The 16,102-nt window shown below is 63.4% G+C and carries 19 protein-coding genes; 10 read left to right on the forward strand and 9 right to left on the reverse strand.

Features of this window, described 5'->3' with window-relative positions; all coding sequences use genetic code 11:
- Positions 1-87 precede the first annotated feature (87 nt).
- Positions 88-1,104, reverse strand: coding sequence for a UDP-glucose 4-epimerase GalE (galE, locus tag ABHM97_RS07810; RefSeq protein ID WP_235516892.1), 1,017 nt, complete (start codon positions 1,102-1,104; stop codon positions 88-90).
- 80 nt (positions 1,105-1,184) lie between these two features.
- On the opposite strand from galE, the gene ABHM97_RS07815 reads away from it, so the two are divergent.
- Both ABHM97_RS07815 and ABHM97_RS07820 read left to right on the forward strand, forming a co-directional pair.
- Positions 1,185-1,808, forward strand: coding sequence for a TetR/AcrR family transcriptional regulator (locus ABHM97_RS07815; protein WP_349470233.1), 624 nt, complete (start codon positions 1,185-1,187; stop codon positions 1,806-1,808).
- A gap of 102 nt (positions 1,809-1,910) precedes the next feature.
- A complete protein-coding gene (locus ABHM97_RS07820; protein WP_235516888.1) occupies positions 1,911-2,522 on the forward strand; it encodes a hypothetical protein in 612 nt (203 codons plus the stop codon).
- An 11-nt stretch (positions 2,523-2,533) separates the two neighbouring features.
- Here ABHM97_RS07820 and ABHM97_RS07825 read toward each other — a convergent pair whose 3' ends face one another.
- Positions 2,534-3,376 (reverse strand): hypothetical protein, encoded by an 843-nt coding sequence (locus ABHM97_RS07825; protein ID WP_235516886.1) that lies wholly within the window; start codon positions 3,374-3,376, stop codon positions 2,534-2,536.
- 13 nt (positions 3,377-3,389) lie between these two features.
- Positions 3,390-4,415: a 2,3,4,5-tetrahydropyridine-2,6-dicarboxylate N-succinyltransferase gene (gene dapD / locus ABHM97_RS07830; protein ID WP_235516884.1), complete on the reverse strand. Its 1,026-nt coding sequence runs from the start codon at positions 4,413-4,415 to the stop codon at positions 3,390-3,392.
- Between the two features lie 85 nt (positions 4,416-4,500).
- Here dapD and dapE point away from each other — a divergent pair, with 85 nt between their 5' ends.
- On the forward strand, positions 4,501-5,616 hold the full coding sequence (gene dapE / locus ABHM97_RS07835; RefSeq protein ID WP_349470234.1) for a succinyl-diaminopimelate desuccinylase: 1,116 nt from the start codon (positions 4,501-4,503) through the stop codon (positions 5,614-5,616).
- An 81-nt stretch (positions 5,617-5,697) separates the two neighbouring features.
- On the opposite strand, the gene ABHM97_RS07840 is transcribed toward dapE, so the two are convergent.
- The 4 genes from ABHM97_RS07840 to ABHM97_RS07855 form a co-directional block, all read right to left on the reverse strand.
- A complete protein-coding gene (locus ABHM97_RS07840; protein WP_349470235.1) occupies positions 5,698-6,546 on the reverse strand; it encodes an amino acid ABC transporter permease in 849 nt (282 codons plus the stop codon).
- Positions 6,543-7,193: an amino acid ABC transporter permease gene (locus ABHM97_RS07845; RefSeq protein ID WP_235516873.1), complete on the reverse strand. Its 651-nt coding sequence runs from the start codon at positions 7,191-7,193 to the stop codon at positions 6,543-6,545. The genes ABHM97_RS07840 and ABHM97_RS07845 overlap by 4 nt, the downstream gene beginning before the upstream one ends.
- Before the next feature lie 92 nt (positions 7,194-7,285).
- Entirely contained in the window at positions 7,286-8,164 is an 879-nt protein-coding gene (locus ABHM97_RS07850; protein WP_235516871.1) for a glutamate ABC transporter substrate-binding protein, read from the reverse strand.
- Positions 8,165-8,238: 74 nt separating this feature from the next.
- Positions 8,239-8,994, reverse strand: coding sequence for an amino acid ABC transporter ATP-binding protein (locus ABHM97_RS07855; protein WP_235516869.1), 756 nt, complete (start codon positions 8,992-8,994; stop codon positions 8,239-8,241).
- A 163-nt stretch (positions 8,995-9,157) separates the two neighbouring features.
- Between ABHM97_RS07855 and ABHM97_RS07860 the strand changes: the two genes are divergently transcribed.
- The 4 genes from ABHM97_RS07860 (at position 9,158) to ABHM97_RS07875 (ending at position 12,022) form a co-directional block, all read left to right on the forward strand.
- Entirely contained in the window at positions 9,158-9,994 is an 837-nt protein-coding gene (locus ABHM97_RS07860; RefSeq protein WP_257369275.1) for an LOG family protein, read from the forward strand.
- A gap of 18 nt (positions 9,995-10,012) precedes the next feature.
- A complete protein-coding gene (locus ABHM97_RS07865; protein WP_257369274.1) occupies positions 10,013-10,354 on the forward strand; it encodes a DivIVA domain-containing protein in 342 nt (113 codons plus the stop codon).
- A 77-nt stretch (positions 10,355-10,431) separates the two neighbouring features.
- Entirely contained in the window at positions 10,432-11,628 is a 1,197-nt protein-coding gene (locus ABHM97_RS07870; RefSeq protein WP_349470531.1) for a putative hexosyltransferase, read from the forward strand.
- Between the two features lie 226 nt (positions 11,629-11,854).
- Positions 11,855-12,022: a DUF3117 domain-containing protein gene (locus ABHM97_RS07875; RefSeq protein WP_211714277.1), complete on the forward strand. Its 168-nt coding sequence runs from the start codon at positions 11,855-11,857 to the stop codon at positions 12,020-12,022.
- A gap of 77 nt (positions 12,023-12,099) precedes the next feature.
- Here the strand turns inward: ABHM97_RS07875 and ABHM97_RS07880 are convergent, their stop codons facing one another.
- Complete coding sequence (locus ABHM97_RS07880; RefSeq protein WP_211714276.1) at positions 12,100-12,732, reverse strand: O-methyltransferase; 633 nt, start codon at positions 12,730-12,732, stop codon at positions 12,100-12,102.
- A gap of 235 nt (positions 12,733-12,967) precedes the next feature.
- Here ABHM97_RS07880 and sigE point away from each other — a divergent pair, with 235 nt between their 5' ends.
- The 3 genes from sigE to ABHM97_RS07895 are packed head-to-tail and all read left to right on the forward strand — an operon-like array spanning position 12,968 to position 14,934.
- A complete protein-coding gene (gene sigE, locus ABHM97_RS07885) occupies positions 12,968-13,591 on the forward strand; it encodes an RNA polymerase sigma factor SigE (RefSeq protein ID WP_235520688.1) in 624 nt (207 codons plus the stop codon).
- A 7-nt stretch (positions 13,592-13,598) separates the two neighbouring features.
- A complete protein-coding gene (locus ABHM97_RS07890) occupies positions 13,599-14,510 on the forward strand; it encodes a hypothetical protein (protein ID WP_349470236.1) in 912 nt (303 codons plus the stop codon).
- A 31-nt stretch (positions 14,511-14,541) separates the two neighbouring features.
- On the forward strand, positions 14,542-14,934 hold the full coding sequence (locus ABHM97_RS07895) for a twin-arginine translocase TatA/TatE family subunit (protein ID WP_235520686.1): 393 nt from the start codon (positions 14,542-14,544) through the stop codon (positions 14,932-14,934).
- Between the two features lie 37 nt (positions 14,935-14,971).
- Here the strand turns inward: ABHM97_RS07895 and ABHM97_RS07900 are convergent, their stop codons facing one another.
- Positions 14,972-16,099: an Mrp/NBP35 family ATP-binding protein gene (locus ABHM97_RS07900; RefSeq protein ID WP_349470237.1), complete on the reverse strand. Its 1,128-nt coding sequence runs from the start codon at positions 16,097-16,099 to the stop codon at positions 14,972-14,974.
- Positions 16,100-16,102 lie beyond the last annotated feature (3 nt).

Below are 16,102 nucleotides of genomic sequence, written 5' to 3' on the forward strand. Positions count from 1 at the left end.
CCCCCCAGATACCTAAGAGATTCTCGGGGGCTCGGAGATGTGGAGAAGAGACAGCCTCGCGCGAGGTGGGCGGCCGCCGTCGTTGTTTCAGGAAGCGTTGTACCCGTAGGGGTTGTTCTTCTGCCAGCGCCAGTGGTCCTCGCACATCTGGTCCACCGTCTTGGTGGTGGACCAGCCGAGGTCGGCCAGGGCGGACGAAGCATCGGCCCAGAAGGCAGGGAGGTCGCCTGCGCGGCGGCCCGTGATTTCGTAGGGGATCGGCTGGCCAACGGCCTTCTCGAAGGACCGAAGCACCTCAAGGACGGAAGAACCCCGCCCGGAGCCGAGGTTCCAGCGACGAACGCCTGCGCGTTCGGCAATGTAGTTCAGTGCTGCCACATGGCCGTCCGCGAGGTCCACCACGTGGATGTAATCGCGCTGTGCCGTGCCATCAGGGGTGTCGTAGTCCCCACCGAACACCATGAGCTTCTCGCGGCGTCCCACGGCTACCTGGGCAATGAATGGCACGAGGTTGTTGGGAATGCCCTGGGGGTCCTCGCCGATCCGGCCCGACGGGTGGGCGCCCACGGGGTTGAAGTAGCGCAGCAGTGCGATATGCCAGCGGTCGTCCGCGTTGCCCAGGTCCGAGAGGATGTCCTCGATCTGTTCCTTGGTGCGGCCGTAAGGGTTGTTCGCGCCGATTTCCATCTTCTCGATGTAGGGGATGGGGTTGTGCTCGCCGTAAACGGTGGCAGAGGAGCTGAACACAATGGAGCGGACGTCGTGCTTGTCCATGGCCCGGAGCAGGTTCAGGGTGCCCACAATGTTGTTGTAGTAGTAGGCGAGTGGTTCCTGGACCGATTCGCCCACGGCCTTCAGCCCGGCGAAGTGGATCACGGCGTCGATCTGGTGCTGGTCGAAAACGGCCTCCACGGCCGGCTCGTCCACCAGGTCAACCTTGTGGAAGGCGGCACTCTTGCCGGTCAGCTCCGAGACCCGGCGGAGGGATTCCTCGCTGGAATTCACCAGGTTATCCAGCACGACGACGTCGTGCCCGGCTTCCTGAAGGGACAAAACGGTGTGCGAACCGATGTAGCCGGTGCCACCCGTGACAAGAATTTTCATGGTCCCTACGCTATCGGAAATCCAAGCCACGCCGCTCAGTGTTGAGGGCTGTGGAAGCACGTTCGTGCTAAAAACAATTAGTGCCCAAAATTGTTGATGCCGAAGCCCGGCGCCAGGAAGTCGTCCACGCTGTTTTTCGGATCATTGCCAGTGATGGCCTGGAACGGGCGTCCCTGCGGGAAGTAGCCGATGAGGCGGGGCTGGCAGTGGGCTCGGTACGCCACTACTTCGCCAGCAGCGACGAGCTGTTGGCCTTCTCTTTCGGCGCAGTGATCGACCGTATAGCCGGCAGGCTCGAGGCCGCACTCGGTGCAGTCGAAGCCGAGCCACCCGGAAGCCAGGAACAGCACGTAGCCGTCCTGAACCTGCTCGGCCAATTCCTTCCCCTGGACGAAGAACTGGCTGTGGATGCCTGCGTCTGGATGGCCTTCCGCCACGCTGCACGCATCAAACCGGTGCTGGCCGCAGAAGCCGAGCGCAGCCACCGTACCGTAGCCGCCATCGTCGGGCGTTTGATCATGGCGCTGAATCCCGGAGAAAGCGCCCAAGAAGGCCTCGTCACCGAGGCTGAGAGGCTCCTGGCCACCCTCGACGGTCTGTGCATGCACTCATTGCTCCAGCCCGAGTGGATGACCGCTGAAATGTGCAGCGACGTCCTCGCCGCCCACCTGCGTTCCTTGGAAGCGTCACCGGTATCCCGGTAGCCGGTTCCGCTCCCGCGAAGCAGTGGGTCCGGACCTCTACCGCCGGGGGTTAACGGGAATAGACTGGGACTTGTCGGGGACCTGCCAAAGGGAGGAATTCGGATGCATGAGTCAGGCGGCCCGGGATGGCGCATCACCATGGATACTTCGGGGCCGATGCTCATTGCCTTGTACTTGCGTGACATTGCCGGTCTTGACGGTGCCGGCACGCCGCTGCTGTCCCATGCAGCGCCCAAGGTCCGGCACGCCGACCACAGCCACCTGACCTCGGATGTTGGGGGCATCCAGGCCCTCAAGACCGAGTGGGAGGCCTGGTGGGAAAGCCTGGTGAAGGCCTATCCCAAACCCGCATCTGAGCTGGCACCGCCAAGCTTCAAGGCGTTCGGTAATTCGCCTGCCCTCCAGCGTGTCCTCCAGGCCCATTTCGGCTCGGCCCTTGGTTGGGCAACGGACAGGATCGACGAGTACGCAGACCTGGAAGCAGCGCGCGAGGCAAATGGCGTCACCCACGTGCTGAACGAGATGGTGGAGGACCGGCTCCTGGAGGTCGGCAGGAGCTCCCGGGACTTCGAGCTCACCATCATCGAACTGCCACTCAGCGAACCCCGGGCCTGGTATCTGGAGCCCAACACCATGATCATGAGCCACCGGCTTTTGTCGGAGCCGGACGTGTTCCGCAGTTACGTCCAGCCGGTGGTGGAGCTCCTGGTCTGACCTACAGAAACTCAGGTGGTGGGGGCAGACACCGTGATGGTGACCGGTCCGGCTGGAGCCGCCGACGCTTGCCAGCCGTTGCGTTTCTCCCGGTTCCAGGTCTGGCCAGCAACATCGACTTGCGTGATGGACAGCGTCTTGGCATTCGCTACAGCCCAATGAGCCACGGCCCAGGCCTGGGTTCCGCTGATATTCAGCTGCACCGTCCGGCCCTGAACGGTGGCCGGCTGGGTGCCGAACGCCGTCGAAAGTTCATCGACGACGGCGGCGGGGTCGCCTGCCGCTTCGGGCATGCGCAATTCGCAGTTCAATGCTGACTCCGAGTGCCCGGTCAGCGCCGAAGCGAAGGCGCGGCCCATGGGTTCGTGCTGTGCGTAGGCGCGTGGGAATGCCGAGCGCTGGACCGCTTGCGCGGCTTGGGTGATTTCCATGGTTTCGAACCCTGGCACCTTGACCAGCCCGTCATAGAACGCGTTGGTCGCATACACGGGGTCCATCACTTGGGCTTCCGTGCCCCAACCCTGCGAAGGCCGCTGCTGGAACAGGCCACGGGAGTCGGGGCCGGCGTCGTCACCGTAGTTGATGTTGCGAAGCCTGGATTCCTGCATCGCCGTGGCGAGGGCGATGCTCGCGGCACGTGGGGGAAGTCCGCGCCTGACGGAGATCGCGGAAATAAGCGAAGCGTTGGCTGCCTGGTCCGTGGCGAGCTCGTGGCTGTCAGAACCTACGACGGCGACGCAGCGCTCCGTGACCAGGGTCTCGGAGCGCTGCAGTACAGCCACGATCGCGTAGATTGCCCCTGCTATGAGGGCCAAGGCCAGCACCGCAACGATGGCGCGGCGGAACCGGCGCACGGATTTCCTCCTGCTAGTTGGCGTGAAGTGCCTCGTTCAGCTCCACCGTCTGGCCCTTGCGGGGAAGGACTTCCACGCCGCCGGTGGTGGAGTTGCGACGGAACAGCAGGTTGGGAACGCCGGAGAGTTCCACGGCCTTGATGATGGTGCTGGTGTCCTCGCCGTTCTCGTCCTTGGGCCCCGGCACGCGAACCCGGGTGCCGGCGGTGACGTACAGGCCGGCTTCAACCACGGAGTCATCGCCGATGCTGATGCCTACGCCGGAGTTGGCGCCCAGCAGGACGCGCTCACCCAGTGCGATCTTTTCCTTGCCGCCACCGGAGAGGGTGCCCATGATGGAGGCTCCGCCGCCAACGTCGGTGCCGTCGCCGGCGACGACGCCCGCGGAGATGCGGCCCTCGACCATGGAGGTGCCCAGGGTGCCGGCGTTGAAGTTCACGAAGCCCTCGTGCATCACGGTGGTGCCTTCGGCCAGGTGGGCGCCGAGGCGGACGCGGTCGGCGTCGGCGATGCGCACGCCGGAGGGAACGACATAGTCAACCATGCGCGGGAACTTGTCCACGCCGTAAACCACAACGTTCCCGCGCTTGCGCAGCCGCGCCCGGGTCAGTTCGAAGCCATCAACCGCGGCCGGGCCGAAGTTGGTCCACACCACGTTGGGGAGCTTGCCGAAGACGCCGTCCAGGTTGATGCTGTTCGGCTTCACCAGACGGTGGGACAGAAGGTGCAGGCGCAGGTAGGCGTCGGCAGTGTCTGCCGGGGCGGCGTCGAGGTCGATCTGGGCGAAGACGACCTTCTGCTCGGTGCCGCGGTCTGCGTCCTTGCTCTGGTCGGCGAGTGCCGTCAGGGCAGGATCGGCGTTCTCCACGTCCCGGAGAGAGTCAGCGGCGACACCCAAGGAGGGTGCCGGGTACCAGACGTCCAGCACGGTTGCTTCCCCGGATGCCGAGGTGGCAATGGTGGCGAGGCCGAATCCGTAGGCTGAGCGGGTGTCGGTGGCTGTGCTTGCGGGCACGGTGGAAGAAGCAGTTTCAGTCATGCGCCAAGTGTATCCAGCAGGCAGAGGTCGGTTAAAACCCGTCTCACGGACAGCAGGTCGCAATGGGGGTTGTTAAGCTGGAGCAGTGACCCAGAACCCCGCCCTCCTTGACCTGCGCCAGGACGTCGCTTTGCTGACCGCGGCGATCATCGACTACAACAGCGTGTCCGGAAACGAGACTGAGCTCGCGGACGCCGTGGAGGCAGCCCTCCGCGCCATCCCCGCCTACACGGTTATCAGGGACGGCGATGCGATTATCGCGCGCACCGAACTTGGCCGGGCTGAGCGCGTCATCCTGGCCGGACACCTGGACACGGTCCCGCTGCCCACCGTTGAAGGTTCCTTGGGTACCGTTCCGGCCACTTGGGAGTCCGGCACGCCGGGGGAGGGTGTGCTGTATGGCCGCGGCACCACCGACATGAAGGGCGGCGTGGCGGTGCAGCTCGCCTTGGCCGCCACACTGTTCGACGACGGCAGGCAGCCGGACAAGGACGTCACTTTCGTCTTCTACGACCATGAGGAAGTGGAAGCGGTCAAGAGCGGGTTGGGCCGTTTGTTCCGGAACCACGGTGAGCAGCTCCACGGCGATTTCGCGATCCTGCTGGAACCAACCCACGGCACGGTGGAGGGTGGTTGCAACGGAACCAGCCGGTTCGAAGCCACCACCCTGGGTGAAACCGCGCACTCCGCCCGCGCGTGGATGGGAGTGAACGCCATTCATGCTGCCGCTCCAATCCTGGAACGGCTGGCCGCCTACCAACCCCGCACCATCAACGTGGACGGCCTGGACTACCGTGAAAGCCTCAACGCCGTGAAGATCAAGGGTGGCACGGCAGGCAACGTCATCCCGGACCGGTGCGTGGTGGAAATCAACTACCGCTTCGCGCCGGACAAGACCCCGGATGAGGCCGAAGCCCACGTCCGCGAACTCCTGGAAGGGTTCGACGTCGTCCGGACCGACGCCGCTGCCGGCGCGCGGCCGGGACTCAACCACCCCGCCGCCGCGTCCTTCGTTGCCGCAGTGGGCGCCGACCCGAAGCCCAAATACGGATGGACCGACGTCGCGCGTTTCAGTGAGCTGGGAATCCCGGCGGTGAACTTCGGCCCCGGCGACCCCCTGCTGGCGCACAAAGACAACGAACACATCGACGCCGATGCGATCAGTGAGTGCCTGCGGGCACTGCGTACGTGGCTGGCTTAGCCCGACACGAACGCCAAAAAACGAAAAGGGGCGGGTCCCGGTTCCACTGAACCGGGACCCGCCCCTTTTCCTGACAGCTCACTACTTGGCGGTTGGAACCGTTCCGCCTGCCGTTGCCTTGGCCGTGCCACCTGCAGTTTTCCGGGACCCCCGGCGTTCAATCCAGATGGCGATCCGTGACACCGACAGGTTGATCAGGATGTAAATCGCTGCGCCCACAAAGAACGCAGGGAACAGGAAGTTCGGCCCGAGGAAGTCTGCCATGATCTGGATCTTCCGCAGCAATTCCTCGTACCCGACGATGTAGCCCAGCGAGGTGTCCTTCAACAGGACCACCAGCTGTGCCACCAATGACGGAAGCATGCGGCGCACGGCCTGCGGGAACTCGATGGACATCCGGGACTGGAAGCTGCGCAGCCCGATGGCCAATCCTGCTTCGCGTTGCCCCTTCGGCAGGGACTGGATGCCGGCCCGGAGGATCTCGGCGAAGATGGCCGCGTTGTAAAGAACCAGGCCAACCACGACGGCCTGGAACTGGCCCGTGGCGAAAACCAGCAGGACGAACAACATCATGAGGACCACGGGCATGCCGCGCAGGAATTCAAGCACTACCTGGGTGGGGATCCGGATCCAGGGAATCAGCGAAATCCGCAACAGGCACAGTGCGATGCCGAGCGGGAAGGCGATGATCGCCGCAACGGCCGCAGCAGCCAGCGTGGACAGAATGCCCTGCCCAATCAGGCTCCAGACATCCGGCGCCATGGGACCGTAGAAGATCTCCCAGCGTTCGGCGTCGAAGATGCCCTGTTGGGCCAGGGTGGCCACCGCGATGGCGAGTACGCCAACGATGAGCAGGATGCCGACGGCGGACCCAATGAGCGAGTAGAGGCGGGCCTTGGGCCCGGGGACGTCGTACAGAACCGAGGTCATCGGGCAATCGCCACCTTACGTTCAACAAAGTGAGCCAGGAGGCCCAGCGGCACTGTGATCAGGAGGTAGAAGAACGCCACCCCAAGGAGGATCCAAAGAACCTGGTCGCCGTAGTCGTTGGAGAGCTGGCGGCCATAGCCGAAAAGCTCAAGGACGAAGAAGGCGCCGGCTACCGATGAGTTCTTCACCAGGGCGATCAGGATATTGATCAAGGGCGGGATCACAGTGCGGACAGCCTGTGGGAGGACGATGAAGCCCAGCACCTGGATGAAGGTCATCCCGATGCTTCGGGCGGCTTCGGCTTGTCCTACGGGCACGCTGTTGACGCCGGAACGGACGGCTTCGGCAATGAAGGCGGCCGTGTAGCTGCTCAGCGCGATGATGGCGGCGACTTCGAATTGTTCGAACTTGACGCCCAGCCGCGGGAGAACGATCGCGGCGAAGAAGAAGATGATGGTGAGGGGTGTGTTTCGGGCGACTTCAACGTAGAACGTGCTGAATCCGCGGAGGGCAGCCACGGGGGAGACCCTCATGGCTGCCAGGATTGTCCCGACGATGAGGGCGATGATTCCTGAAATGACGGAAAGATACAGGGTGCGGAGAAATCCGTCCCAGTATTGGGGGAGGCTTGCTATGACGGCGTCCATGGGTTCCTTTGGCTGCAGCTAATCAGGGAACAGGGTCCTGGATTCGTCAGCTGCCGCCGTCCAAAGGGGCGGCGGCAGCTGACTGGTCCCGACTAGTAGCGGTTGATCGCAGGAAGTTCAGGGGTGGTCTTGATGACCTTGCCTGCTGTGGCTTCCCAGGCCTTCTTGTAGGTGCCGTCCTTGGCGAATCCCTCAAGCTGGTCGTTGATCCAGCCGCGGAAAACGGTGTCGTCCTTCTTCAGGCCGATGCCATAGGGCTCCTTGGTGAAGGTCTGGTCCGAAGCGAGCTTGAAGGCGTCCGGCTCCTTGTCGACGTAGCCGGCGAGGATGACGTTGTCGGTAGTCACGGCGACAACCTGCTTGTTGCGCAGCGGCTCCAGGCAGGCGGTGTACGTGGCGGCAGGAACGACCTCGGCACCGTACTTCTCGGCGATGGTCTTGGCCGGTGTGGAACCGGTAACGGAGCAGACCTTCTTGCCCTTGACATCTTCAGGCTTGGTGATGGAGTTGTCGTCCTTGTTCACCAGCAAAGCCTGGCCGGCTTCGTAGTACGGTCCGGCGAAAGCGACCTTTTCCTTACGGGCATCGTTGATGGTGTAGGTGGCGATGACGAGGTCTACGCGGCCCTGTTCGATGAACGATTCGCGGTTCTGGGAGACGGTCTCTACCCATTCGATCTTGTCGGCGGGGATGCCCAGCTTGGCGGCGATTGCTTTGCCCATTTCAACGTCGAAACCGACAGGCTTGCCATCAAGGCCCTTCTGGCCGAAGAGCGGCTGGTCGAACTTGGTGCCGATGGTGATCTTCTGCGCCTTGTTCAGCTTTTCCATCGTCGTGCCGGCGTCGAAGCTGGCCGAGGCAACGGGGGGAGTGGTGGAGCTTCCGCCACCTCCACAGGCGCTCAGGGAGAGGGCGAGCACGGCCGAAGCGGCCACCAGGAGCGACTTCCTCCGGGTAATAAAAGCCTTCATGACATTCCTTTCATTGGTTGGCCGTCGTACGGCCAGGGTGCGTTCTCTACAGCCGGGATGCGGGCGGTGGGGAGCTAGTGGGTCAAAAGCTTGGACAGGAAGTCCTTGGCGCGGTCGCTCTTCGGGTTGGTGAAGAACTCCTCAGGAGTTGCGTCTTCCACGATCTGGCCGTCCGCCATGAACACCACACGGTCAGCGGCCTTGCGCGCAAAGCCCATCTCATGGGTGACCACGATCATGGTCATGCCTTCTTTGGCCAGCTGGATCATGACGTCCAGGACTTCATTGATCATTTCGGGGTCAAGTGCGGAGGTTGGCTCATCAAAGAGCATGACCTTCGGCTTCATGGCCAGTGCACGGGCGATGGCTACGCGCTGCTGCTGACCGCCGGACAGCTGGGCGGGCAGCTTCGGAGCCTGGTGACCCACACCGACACGCTCGAGCAGTGCCATGGCTTCCTTGTCCGCTGTCCCCTTGGCCACCTTCTTGACCTTGATCGGCCCCAGCGTGACGTTCTCAAGAATCGTCTTGTGGGCGAACAGGTTGAAGGACTGGAAGACCATTCCGACGTCGGCCCGCAGGTGGGCGAGGTCCTTGCCTTCTTCCGGGAGCTTCTTCCCGTCGATGGCAATCGCACCGTCGTCGATCGTTTCCAAGCGGTTGATCGCGCGGCACAAGGTGGACTTGCCGGAGCCGGACGGTCCGATGACCACCACGACTTCGCCCTTCCGAACCTGCAGGTTGATGTCTTTCAGGACGTGCAGTTGACCGTAATGCTTATTGACGCCGTTCAGTGAGACGAGGGCATCGCCGGACGCTTGAGTAGTCATACGAAGAATCTAGCGAACAAAGACCCAAATATGACTACGGTCACGCCAAGTTCGCCAAGATCGTGATTGAACAGAAACCTGTCCTTCAGCGATATGCCAGACTGCAATGCAACGGGCGGGTCGCATGGACGAAGCAGGGGTCCATAGGGACTAGCCTTGGGCAATGAGCATCAGCCAGCACCCAGTTCCCCATCCGGATGCCAACGGACGCGCCAAGTCCAGCCATGTGCCCTTGCCGTCCGAGATAGCGCCTGCCAAGCACAAGGGCTCCTTGGAGCTGCGACGGAAACAAGCCGATACGGGGATGTCCGACCAGCACTTGCTGGACACGAGTGGTGCCGGCCAGTTCATTCATACGGATCCTTGGCGGGTCCTGCGGATCCAGAGCGAATTCGTGGAGGGCTTCGGTGCCCTGGCAGATCTGGGGCCTGCTGTCAGTGTCTTCGGTTCGGCACGGACCAAACCGGGCACCGAGTACTACGAGATGGCTGTCGACGTCGGCCGGAAGCTTGCCGAAGCCGGAGTCGCGGTCATCACAGGCGGCGGCCCCGGTTCCATGGAGGCAGCCAACAAAGGTGCTGTGGAGGGCAACGGGGTCTCCGTCGGCCTGGGCATCGAGCTTCCCTTCGAACAGGGGCTCAACCAGTGGGTGGACCTGGGTATCAACTTCAGGTATTTTTTTGCCCGCAAAACCATGTTCGTCAAGTACGCGCAGGGCTTTGTGGTCCTGCCGGGCGGACTGGGCACCCTGGATGAACTCTTCGAGGCTATGGTCCTCGTCCAGACACGCAAGGTGACCTCGTTCCCGATTGTGCTGCTGGGCGTGGGCTTCTGGGGACCCATGATCGAATGGATCAGGGAAACTCTGGTGGCAGAGGGCATGGTGTCCGAAAAGGACCTCGACCTGATCCAGCTGGTCGATGACCCGGCAGACGCCGTCCATCGCGTGCTCCATGGTGCCCCGCTGCCCAGCCCCACCGGGGAGCAGCGCCCGGAGTAGCAACGGGTTTCTGGCACCATGGACACTGTGAGCTTTTTTCTGGTGTTCGTCGCGATTGTCCTGGTTGGCGCTGCCCTCTTTGTGGGCGCCGGAATCGTCCGCGGCCGCTCCATGGGGGCCGGCCTGGATGACCCGACGCCAAACCTACCTCCGGTGTTACTGCCGGCGGAGGCCAAGCCATCCGACATCGATACAGTCCGTTTCGCCCTGGGCCTGCGGGGCTACCGCATGGACCAGGTGGACCAGGTACTCGATGAACTCCGGGACCAGTTGAAGGCCAAGGACCGCGAGATCGAGAGGCTCAGTGGCCTCACCCCGCAGCGGCCCGGCGTCGATGATGATACCCGGACCAAACAGTGAGTTCCGGGGCTCAGATGCCCGGGGGAGTGGGACCCACGGCACTCCTTTCGCGTGCCGTGTCGGATGCCGGCGCGCGGATGGCACGGTGGACGTGGTGGCTCCAGGTTGCTGCGGTCTTCATCCTCGCGCGGCTGGTCAGTGCGTGTATCTTCATGGCCGCCGCAGTGCACCAAGGGACCAACCCTTGGTTTGCGCCGGCACCGGACTACTGGAACTTCATCACTATCTGGGATGCACGCTGGTACCAGCAGGCCGTTGACGACGGCTACCCGGCTGTCCTGCCGCTAGACCAGAACGGCGTGGTGAAGGAAAACGCGTGGGCCTTCTACCCGTTGTTTCCCTTGCTCGCCCGTGGGCTTTCGGCCATCACAGGGCTGGGCACGCTTCCAGCGCTCACTGCCATCGCGATGGTGGCAGGTCTTGCAGCCGTCTTGGTCATTCATCAGCTCTTCAGGCAGTTCGCGGGCAGGCGCACAGCCATGTGGGGCGTCATTTTCGTCTCGACCTTTCCCATCGCGCCGATTCTCCAGGTCCCCTACGCGGAGTCCTTGAACCTCCTGCTTCTCGCAGCGTCCCTGCTTTTGGTTGTACGGCGGCACTATCTGGCGGCCATACCGGTGGTCCTTCTGATGTCGCTGTCCCGGCCCTCGGGCGTCCCGTTCGCGGCCGTGGTGGGCCTCCTTTTCCTCTGGCATCTATGGCAGCGTTTCGGGGCGGCCAGGAACAGGCAAGGGTTCGTTTCCGATACCCGGCCCTTGTCTACGCGGAACCTGTTGTCGCTGGGTGCCTTGGTGGTAGCCGCCTGTGTCGCAGCCCTTGCATGGCCGGCAATTGCCTGGGCGGCCACCGGCGACCCTGCAGCCTATACCCGCACGGAAACTGCCTGGCGCGGGGATGACCTGGTGCCCTTCAAGCCCTGGTTCGACACCGGCCGGATGCTTTTTGGTCCAGTCCTTGGCGTGCTCGCCCCCTTTGTCTTCACGGCGTTGTTCGTACTGGTCATGATCTCCCGGCCAGTCCGGGCGCTGGGGACGGAGCTCCGGCTATGGTGTGCCTGCTACATGGGTTACCTGCTGGTGTTCCTGCACCCGCAAACCAGCACGTTCCGAATGCTCCTTCCACTGTTTCCCCTTGCCCTGGCAACAGCGATGTTGTCGAAGTCCAAGGCGTACCGGGGAACCGTCGTCGTCATGTTCATCCTCCTCCAAATGGTGTGGGTCGTTTGGCTCTGGGCGTGGGCCCCTTTGCCCGGAGGCGGCGATTATCCGCCCTGACGTGGAGCTTTGTTCGGGAACGGCAATATGTACAAAGCCCTGACTAACAGGCTGTTGATTTCGTTACGGGCGGGTAAGTACGGGATAATGGACTATTAGCAAGGACAAAGCACCTAAAGTGCCTGGCCAAGGCGGCCTCCCAAGCGGTGCCGCCGGCTGCGATTGCTTGGCGGATCCAGCCCGGCCGGGTTGGGCGGACTTGGGACAAATGGAGGGGATTTTCCTAATGGCGGCTATGAAACCACGTACTGGCGACGGCCCTATGGAAGTTACCAAGGAGGGGCGCAGCCTGATCATGCGTGTGCCGCTCGAAGGTGGGGGACGGCTTGTGGTCGAGCTCAACGCCTCCGAAGCGGAGAACCTCAAGGAATGCCTCGTAGGTGTGACCGAATAGATTTACCAAGCAGGGCCCGGCGGAAGCTCGAGCCCTGCTTTGAGTTTAAGGGCGGCGTCCTTCGACGCCGCTCCCCGCTACTTCTTGACTGCCACCAGGAGTCCGTCACCCGTGGGCAGCATGGCCGAAGCCAGGCGCTCGTCGTCGCGGATGGCTTTGCCGATCTGGCGCAGGACCACGGTAGTTGCGTCCCGTGCAGCAGGGTTGGACACCCGGTCCTTGTCCAGGGCGTCATTGATCACCAAGGTGCCGCCGCTTTTAAGCAGACGGACCGCCTGTTCAACGTATTTGGGGAAGTTCGGCTTGTCCGCATCAATGAAGACGAGATCGTAGGCAGAGTCCGTCAGGCGGGGCAACACGTCGGCCGCCCTGCCGGAAATGGTCCTCGTACGGTTTGCCGGGCTGCCGGATTCCAAGAACGCTTCCCGTGCGGCTTTCAGGTGCTCGACATCGACGTCGATGGTTGTCAGGACCGCCTGCGGGCTGAGGCCCCGCAGCAGGCAGACCCCGGATACTCCGGCACCGGATCCGACTTCTACTACTGTCTGTGCCTTGGACGCAGCAGCAAGGACTGTGAGCACCGCACCAACACCCGGACTGATCGGGGTGACACCCAGCTCGAAGGACCGCTCACGGGCACGCAACAAGACGTCGTCCTCAGCCGGCAGATCTTCTGCATAGGACCAGCTGGTTGACTTGTCGGCACTCATGAAGGATTCGCTTTCCGCGGGTAGGGGTGTTTGTACCAGACTACTGCGTGGTCCCGCGTAAACCCGCTGTTGGGGGAGCGGCATGCGGCTGTGTCCGCCGATGTTTTCTGCCCTGCGGGGAAATCGGCGGCCGGTCAGGAAATTCCCAGACAACCTTGGGATGATATTGCTCCGGTCATCCATGAGGTGGACGGCACCGGATTCTTCGGTGAACCACAGTTGAGGGGAGTGGACGATGCCGGCATCGCATGCTGCGCCAGTCCAAACATCAGAAGGCCACGAGGCCGTAGCCGAATGGGTCATGCCCAGCTGGGAGGACGTGGTGGCGAACCACTCCGCCAAGGTATATCGCCTCGCCTACCGCCTGACCGGCAACAAGTTCGACGCCGAAGACCTCACCCAGGAGGTCTTCGTCCGCGTATTCCGCTCGCTTGAGAACTTCAAGCCGGGAACATTGGACGGCTGGTTGCACCGCATCACCACCAACCTGTTCCTCGACCAGGCCCGCCGAAAGAGCCGCATACGGTTTGATGCGCTGGCCGAGGACGCCGAGTCCCGCCTTCCTGGCCGCGAGCCCGGACCCGAGCAGAGCTTTGAGCACAACAACCTTGACCTGGACGTCCAGCGGGCACTGGAAGAGCTCCCACCCGACTTCCGTGCCGCCGTCGTTCTTTGCGATCTTGAAGGCCTCTCCTATGACGAAGTCGCCGAGGCGCTTGGGGTGAAGCTGGGGACCGTCAGGTCCCGTATCCACCGCGGAAGGACCATGCTGCGCGAGAAGCTGGCCCACCGCGATCCCCGACCCGCCGAGGCCCGCAAGCCGCGCTTGAAGATGCCCCGCATCGCCAGCATCCACTAGGTTGTCGATGCCTCGACGTCCCTTCCGTCCGGGAGCCCTGTCCCCGCGCGCTTTTGCTGCCCGGCGCCATTCGCGGCTACCGGAACACCTGCAGGTATGTGCGGACTGCCGTGCCGCGGCAGGCCGGGAACGGCAGTACCTTGAGCGGCTCCGGGCTGCGGCCGTGCCGGAAGCGAGCCAGGACCTTGCTGCACGCCTGATCCAGCACACAGAGCGGCTTGCCAGTGAACCTGCACAGGATCCGTGGAACCAGCCACAGCAGGGTGGGCTGTCCAGGGGTCTCCGCTTCGCTGCCGTCGCAGCGGGTACCCTCGTGGTGAGCGCCGGAGCTCTGGGCGTCGCAGCTTACGTTGTGGCCGGGGACGACCAGCCGCGGGTATTAGCCGGCGCCGGCAATGCCGGAGCGCTGGTGGGGGCATGGAGCGCTGGACCGGTGGACGTCATGGACCCCTCGTTCACGGCCGGAAGCACCATGAGTCTTAGTGCGTCGCAACTGGACGCCCTCCGCGACCAAGGGTGGGCCTGTCCTGAACTCCTGGAGATGGGCTTCCACGTCGTCTCCGCCCAGGCCTCGATGCTCAATGGGCACCCGGCGGTGGAAATCCGGCTCGAAAGCAACGGCCATTACGCCACCATCACCGAAGAACACCTTCCGGCCGACGCGCAATCCGCTGGCCAGAGGGGCGCGGCGCAGCTGTCCGTCACCCAGGGAACGCCGTGGAAGGCTGTCTACGCCATGCCTGCTGCCGTGATCAGCTACACCTCCGACCTGCCCCCGGAAAGCGCTGATGACGCGGTGCCGGAAATAGTCCGGGCAGGAGACTCCATGTCGCATCAAGGGCACGGGGACAGCTCCGGGTCCTGGTATGGGCGACTGCTGCGCGGACTGCAGACCCTCCTCCGTCCCGCCGGTTTATGAGCGGCACCACAGACAAGGTAATCTTCGTAGCGTGTTTGGAATCAACGGCCCGGAGTTCATAATCCTCCTTCTTATCGGCGTACTCGTGATCGGTCCCAGCCGTTTGCCCGAATACACTCAAAAGCTCGCCAACCTGGTCAAGGAAGTCCGGCGGATGGCGTCGGGCGCGCGCGAGCAGATCAAGGAAGAAGTCGGCATCGACATCGATGAGGTCGACTGGAAGAAGTACGATCCGCGTCAGTATGATCCCCGGCGCATCATCAAGGATGCACTCCTGGAGGACGACACCAAGCCAGTGAGTCCCGGTGCGCCCGTCGCCGCGGCAACTGCCTCGGCCGCGGACACCAAGCCCAAAGCCCCGGCGAGGATCATCGAGCGGCTTGCAGACGGTGAAGCCGCACCCTTTGACACTGAGGCTACCTGACCCGGAAGACGGCGTTCAGCTCGCCCGAAAGCCGCGGTTAGCGGGGTTGAATTCCCAAAGGCATCCCGGATAGCCCACGCGGCCGGGTGGCCAGGGCCGATGCAATACCCTCCAGGGCCTTCGCGGCAGCGGTTTCCGGCGCGGCCAGGACCACGGGCTTCCCGGCGTCCCCACCTTCCCGCAAACGGATGTCCAAGGGAATCTGCCCCAACAGTGGAACATCGGTGTCCACCGCAGCGCTCAACCTCGCAGCCAGGGTGGCACCGCCCCCGCTTCCGAACAACTCCATGCGGCCGCCGTCGGGCATTTCCAGGAAGGACATATTCTCGATCACCCCGGCCACCGTCTGTCCGGTCTGGGTGGCGATCGTCCCCGCGCGTTCGGCGACGTCCGCGGCCGCTGCCTGCGGTGTGGTGACCACCAGGATCTCGGCGTTGGGAAGCAATTGGGCGACAGAGATGGCGATGTCTCCGGTGCCGGGAGGCAGGTCCAGGAAAAGGGCGTCGAGGTCGCCGAAGTACACGTCGCTGAGGAACTGTTCCAGGGCGCGGTGCAACATGGGGCCGCGCCAGGCTACGGGCGTGTTGCCTGCGACGAACATGCCGATGGAAATGACTTTTACGCCATAAGCCACTGGCGGGAGGATCATGTCGTCAACCTGTGTGGGCTTCTGTGTGATTCCCATCAGGGCCGGTACGGAGAAACCATGGACGTCCGCATCCACTATTCCAACGCGCAGTCCCTGGGCCGCCAGGGAACAGGCGAGGTTCACGGTGACGGACGACTTGCCCACGCCCCCCTTGCCGCTGGCCACCGCGTACACCTTGGTCAACGAACCCGGCTTGGTGAACGGTATTCCGCGCTGCCCGCCGGGGCCACGGAGCTGCTCTTTGAGGGCTTCGCGCTGGGCGGGCGTCATGACCTTGAGTTCCACGTCCACTCCGGTCACCCCCGGGACCTTGGACAGGGCTGCAGTGGCGTCCTCCGTGATGGTTTCGCGCAAGGGGCACCCGGCAATGGTCAGCAGGACGGCGACGTGGGCTGCGCCGGCCTCATCGGCAGAGACCGATTCCACCATCCCGAGTTCGGTGATGGGGCGGCGGAGCTCCGGATCAATGACGGTTGCCAGGGCAGCACGGAGCGCCTCGGCAGATACGGTGCTCATAAG

The organism is Paenarthrobacter sp. CAP02 (assembly GCF_040137855.1).
GTDB lineage: Bacteria > Actinomycetota > Actinomycetes > Actinomycetales > Micrococcaceae > Arthrobacter.

Excerpts from the sequence above, each read along its gene's own strand:
- ABHM97_RS07900 (WP_349470237.1), bottom strand. The coding sequence starts at position 16,099 with ATGAGCACCGTATCTGCCGAGGCGCTCCGTGCTGCCCTGGCAACCGTC.
- ABHM97_RS07875 (WP_211714277.1), top strand. The coding sequence starts at position 11,855 with ATGGCGGCTATGAAACCACGTACTGGCGACGGCCCTATGGAAGTTACC.
- ABHM97_RS07855 (WP_235516869.1), bottom strand. The coding sequence starts at position 8,994 with ATGACTACTCAAGCGTCCGGCGATGCCCTCGTCTCACTGAACGGCGTC.
- ABHM97_RS07890 (WP_349470236.1), top strand. The coding sequence starts at position 13,599 with ATGCCTCGACGTCCCTTCCGTCCGGGAGCCCTGTCCCCGCGCGCTTTT.
- ABHM97_RS07845 (WP_235516873.1), bottom strand. The coding sequence starts at position 7,193 with ATGGACGCCGTCATAGCAAGCCTCCCCCAATACTGGGACGGATTTCTC.
- ABHM97_RS07870 (WP_349470531.1), top strand. The coding sequence starts at position 10,432 with ATGGCACGGTGGACGTGGTGGCTCCAGGTTGCTGCGGTCTTCATCCTC.
- ABHM97_RS07865 (WP_257369274.1), top strand. The coding sequence starts at position 10,013 with ATGGACACTGTGAGCTTTTTTCTGGTGTTCGTCGCGATTGTCCTGGTT.
- ABHM97_RS07850 (WP_235516871.1), bottom strand. The coding sequence starts at position 8,164 with ATGAAGGCTTTTATTACCCGGAGGAAGTCGCTCCTGGTGGCCGCTTCG.
- ABHM97_RS07840 (WP_349470235.1), bottom strand. The coding sequence starts at position 6,546 with ATGACCTCGGTTCTGTACGACGTCCCCGGGCCCAAGGCCCGCCTCTAC.
- ABHM97_RS07880 (WP_211714276.1), bottom strand. The coding sequence starts at position 12,732 with ATGAGTGCCGACAAGTCAACCAGCTGGTCCTATGCAGAAGATCTGCCG.
- ABHM97_RS07820 (WP_235516888.1), top strand. The coding sequence starts at position 1,911 with ATGCATGAGTCAGGCGGCCCGGGATGGCGCATCACCATGGATACTTCG.
- dapD (WP_235516884.1), bottom strand. The coding sequence starts at position 4,415 with ATGACTGAAACTGCTTCTTCCACCGTGCCCGCAAGCACAGCCACCGAC.
- ABHM97_RS07860 (WP_257369275.1), top strand. The coding sequence starts at position 9,158 with ATGAGCATCAGCCAGCACCCAGTTCCCCATCCGGATGCCAACGGACGC.
- galE (WP_235516892.1), bottom strand. The coding sequence starts at position 1,104 with ATGAAAATTCTTGTCACGGGTGGCACCGGCTACATCGGTTCGCACACC.
- sigE (WP_235520688.1), top strand. The coding sequence starts at position 12,968 with ATGCCGGCATCGCATGCTGCGCCAGTCCAAACATCAGAAGGCCACGAG.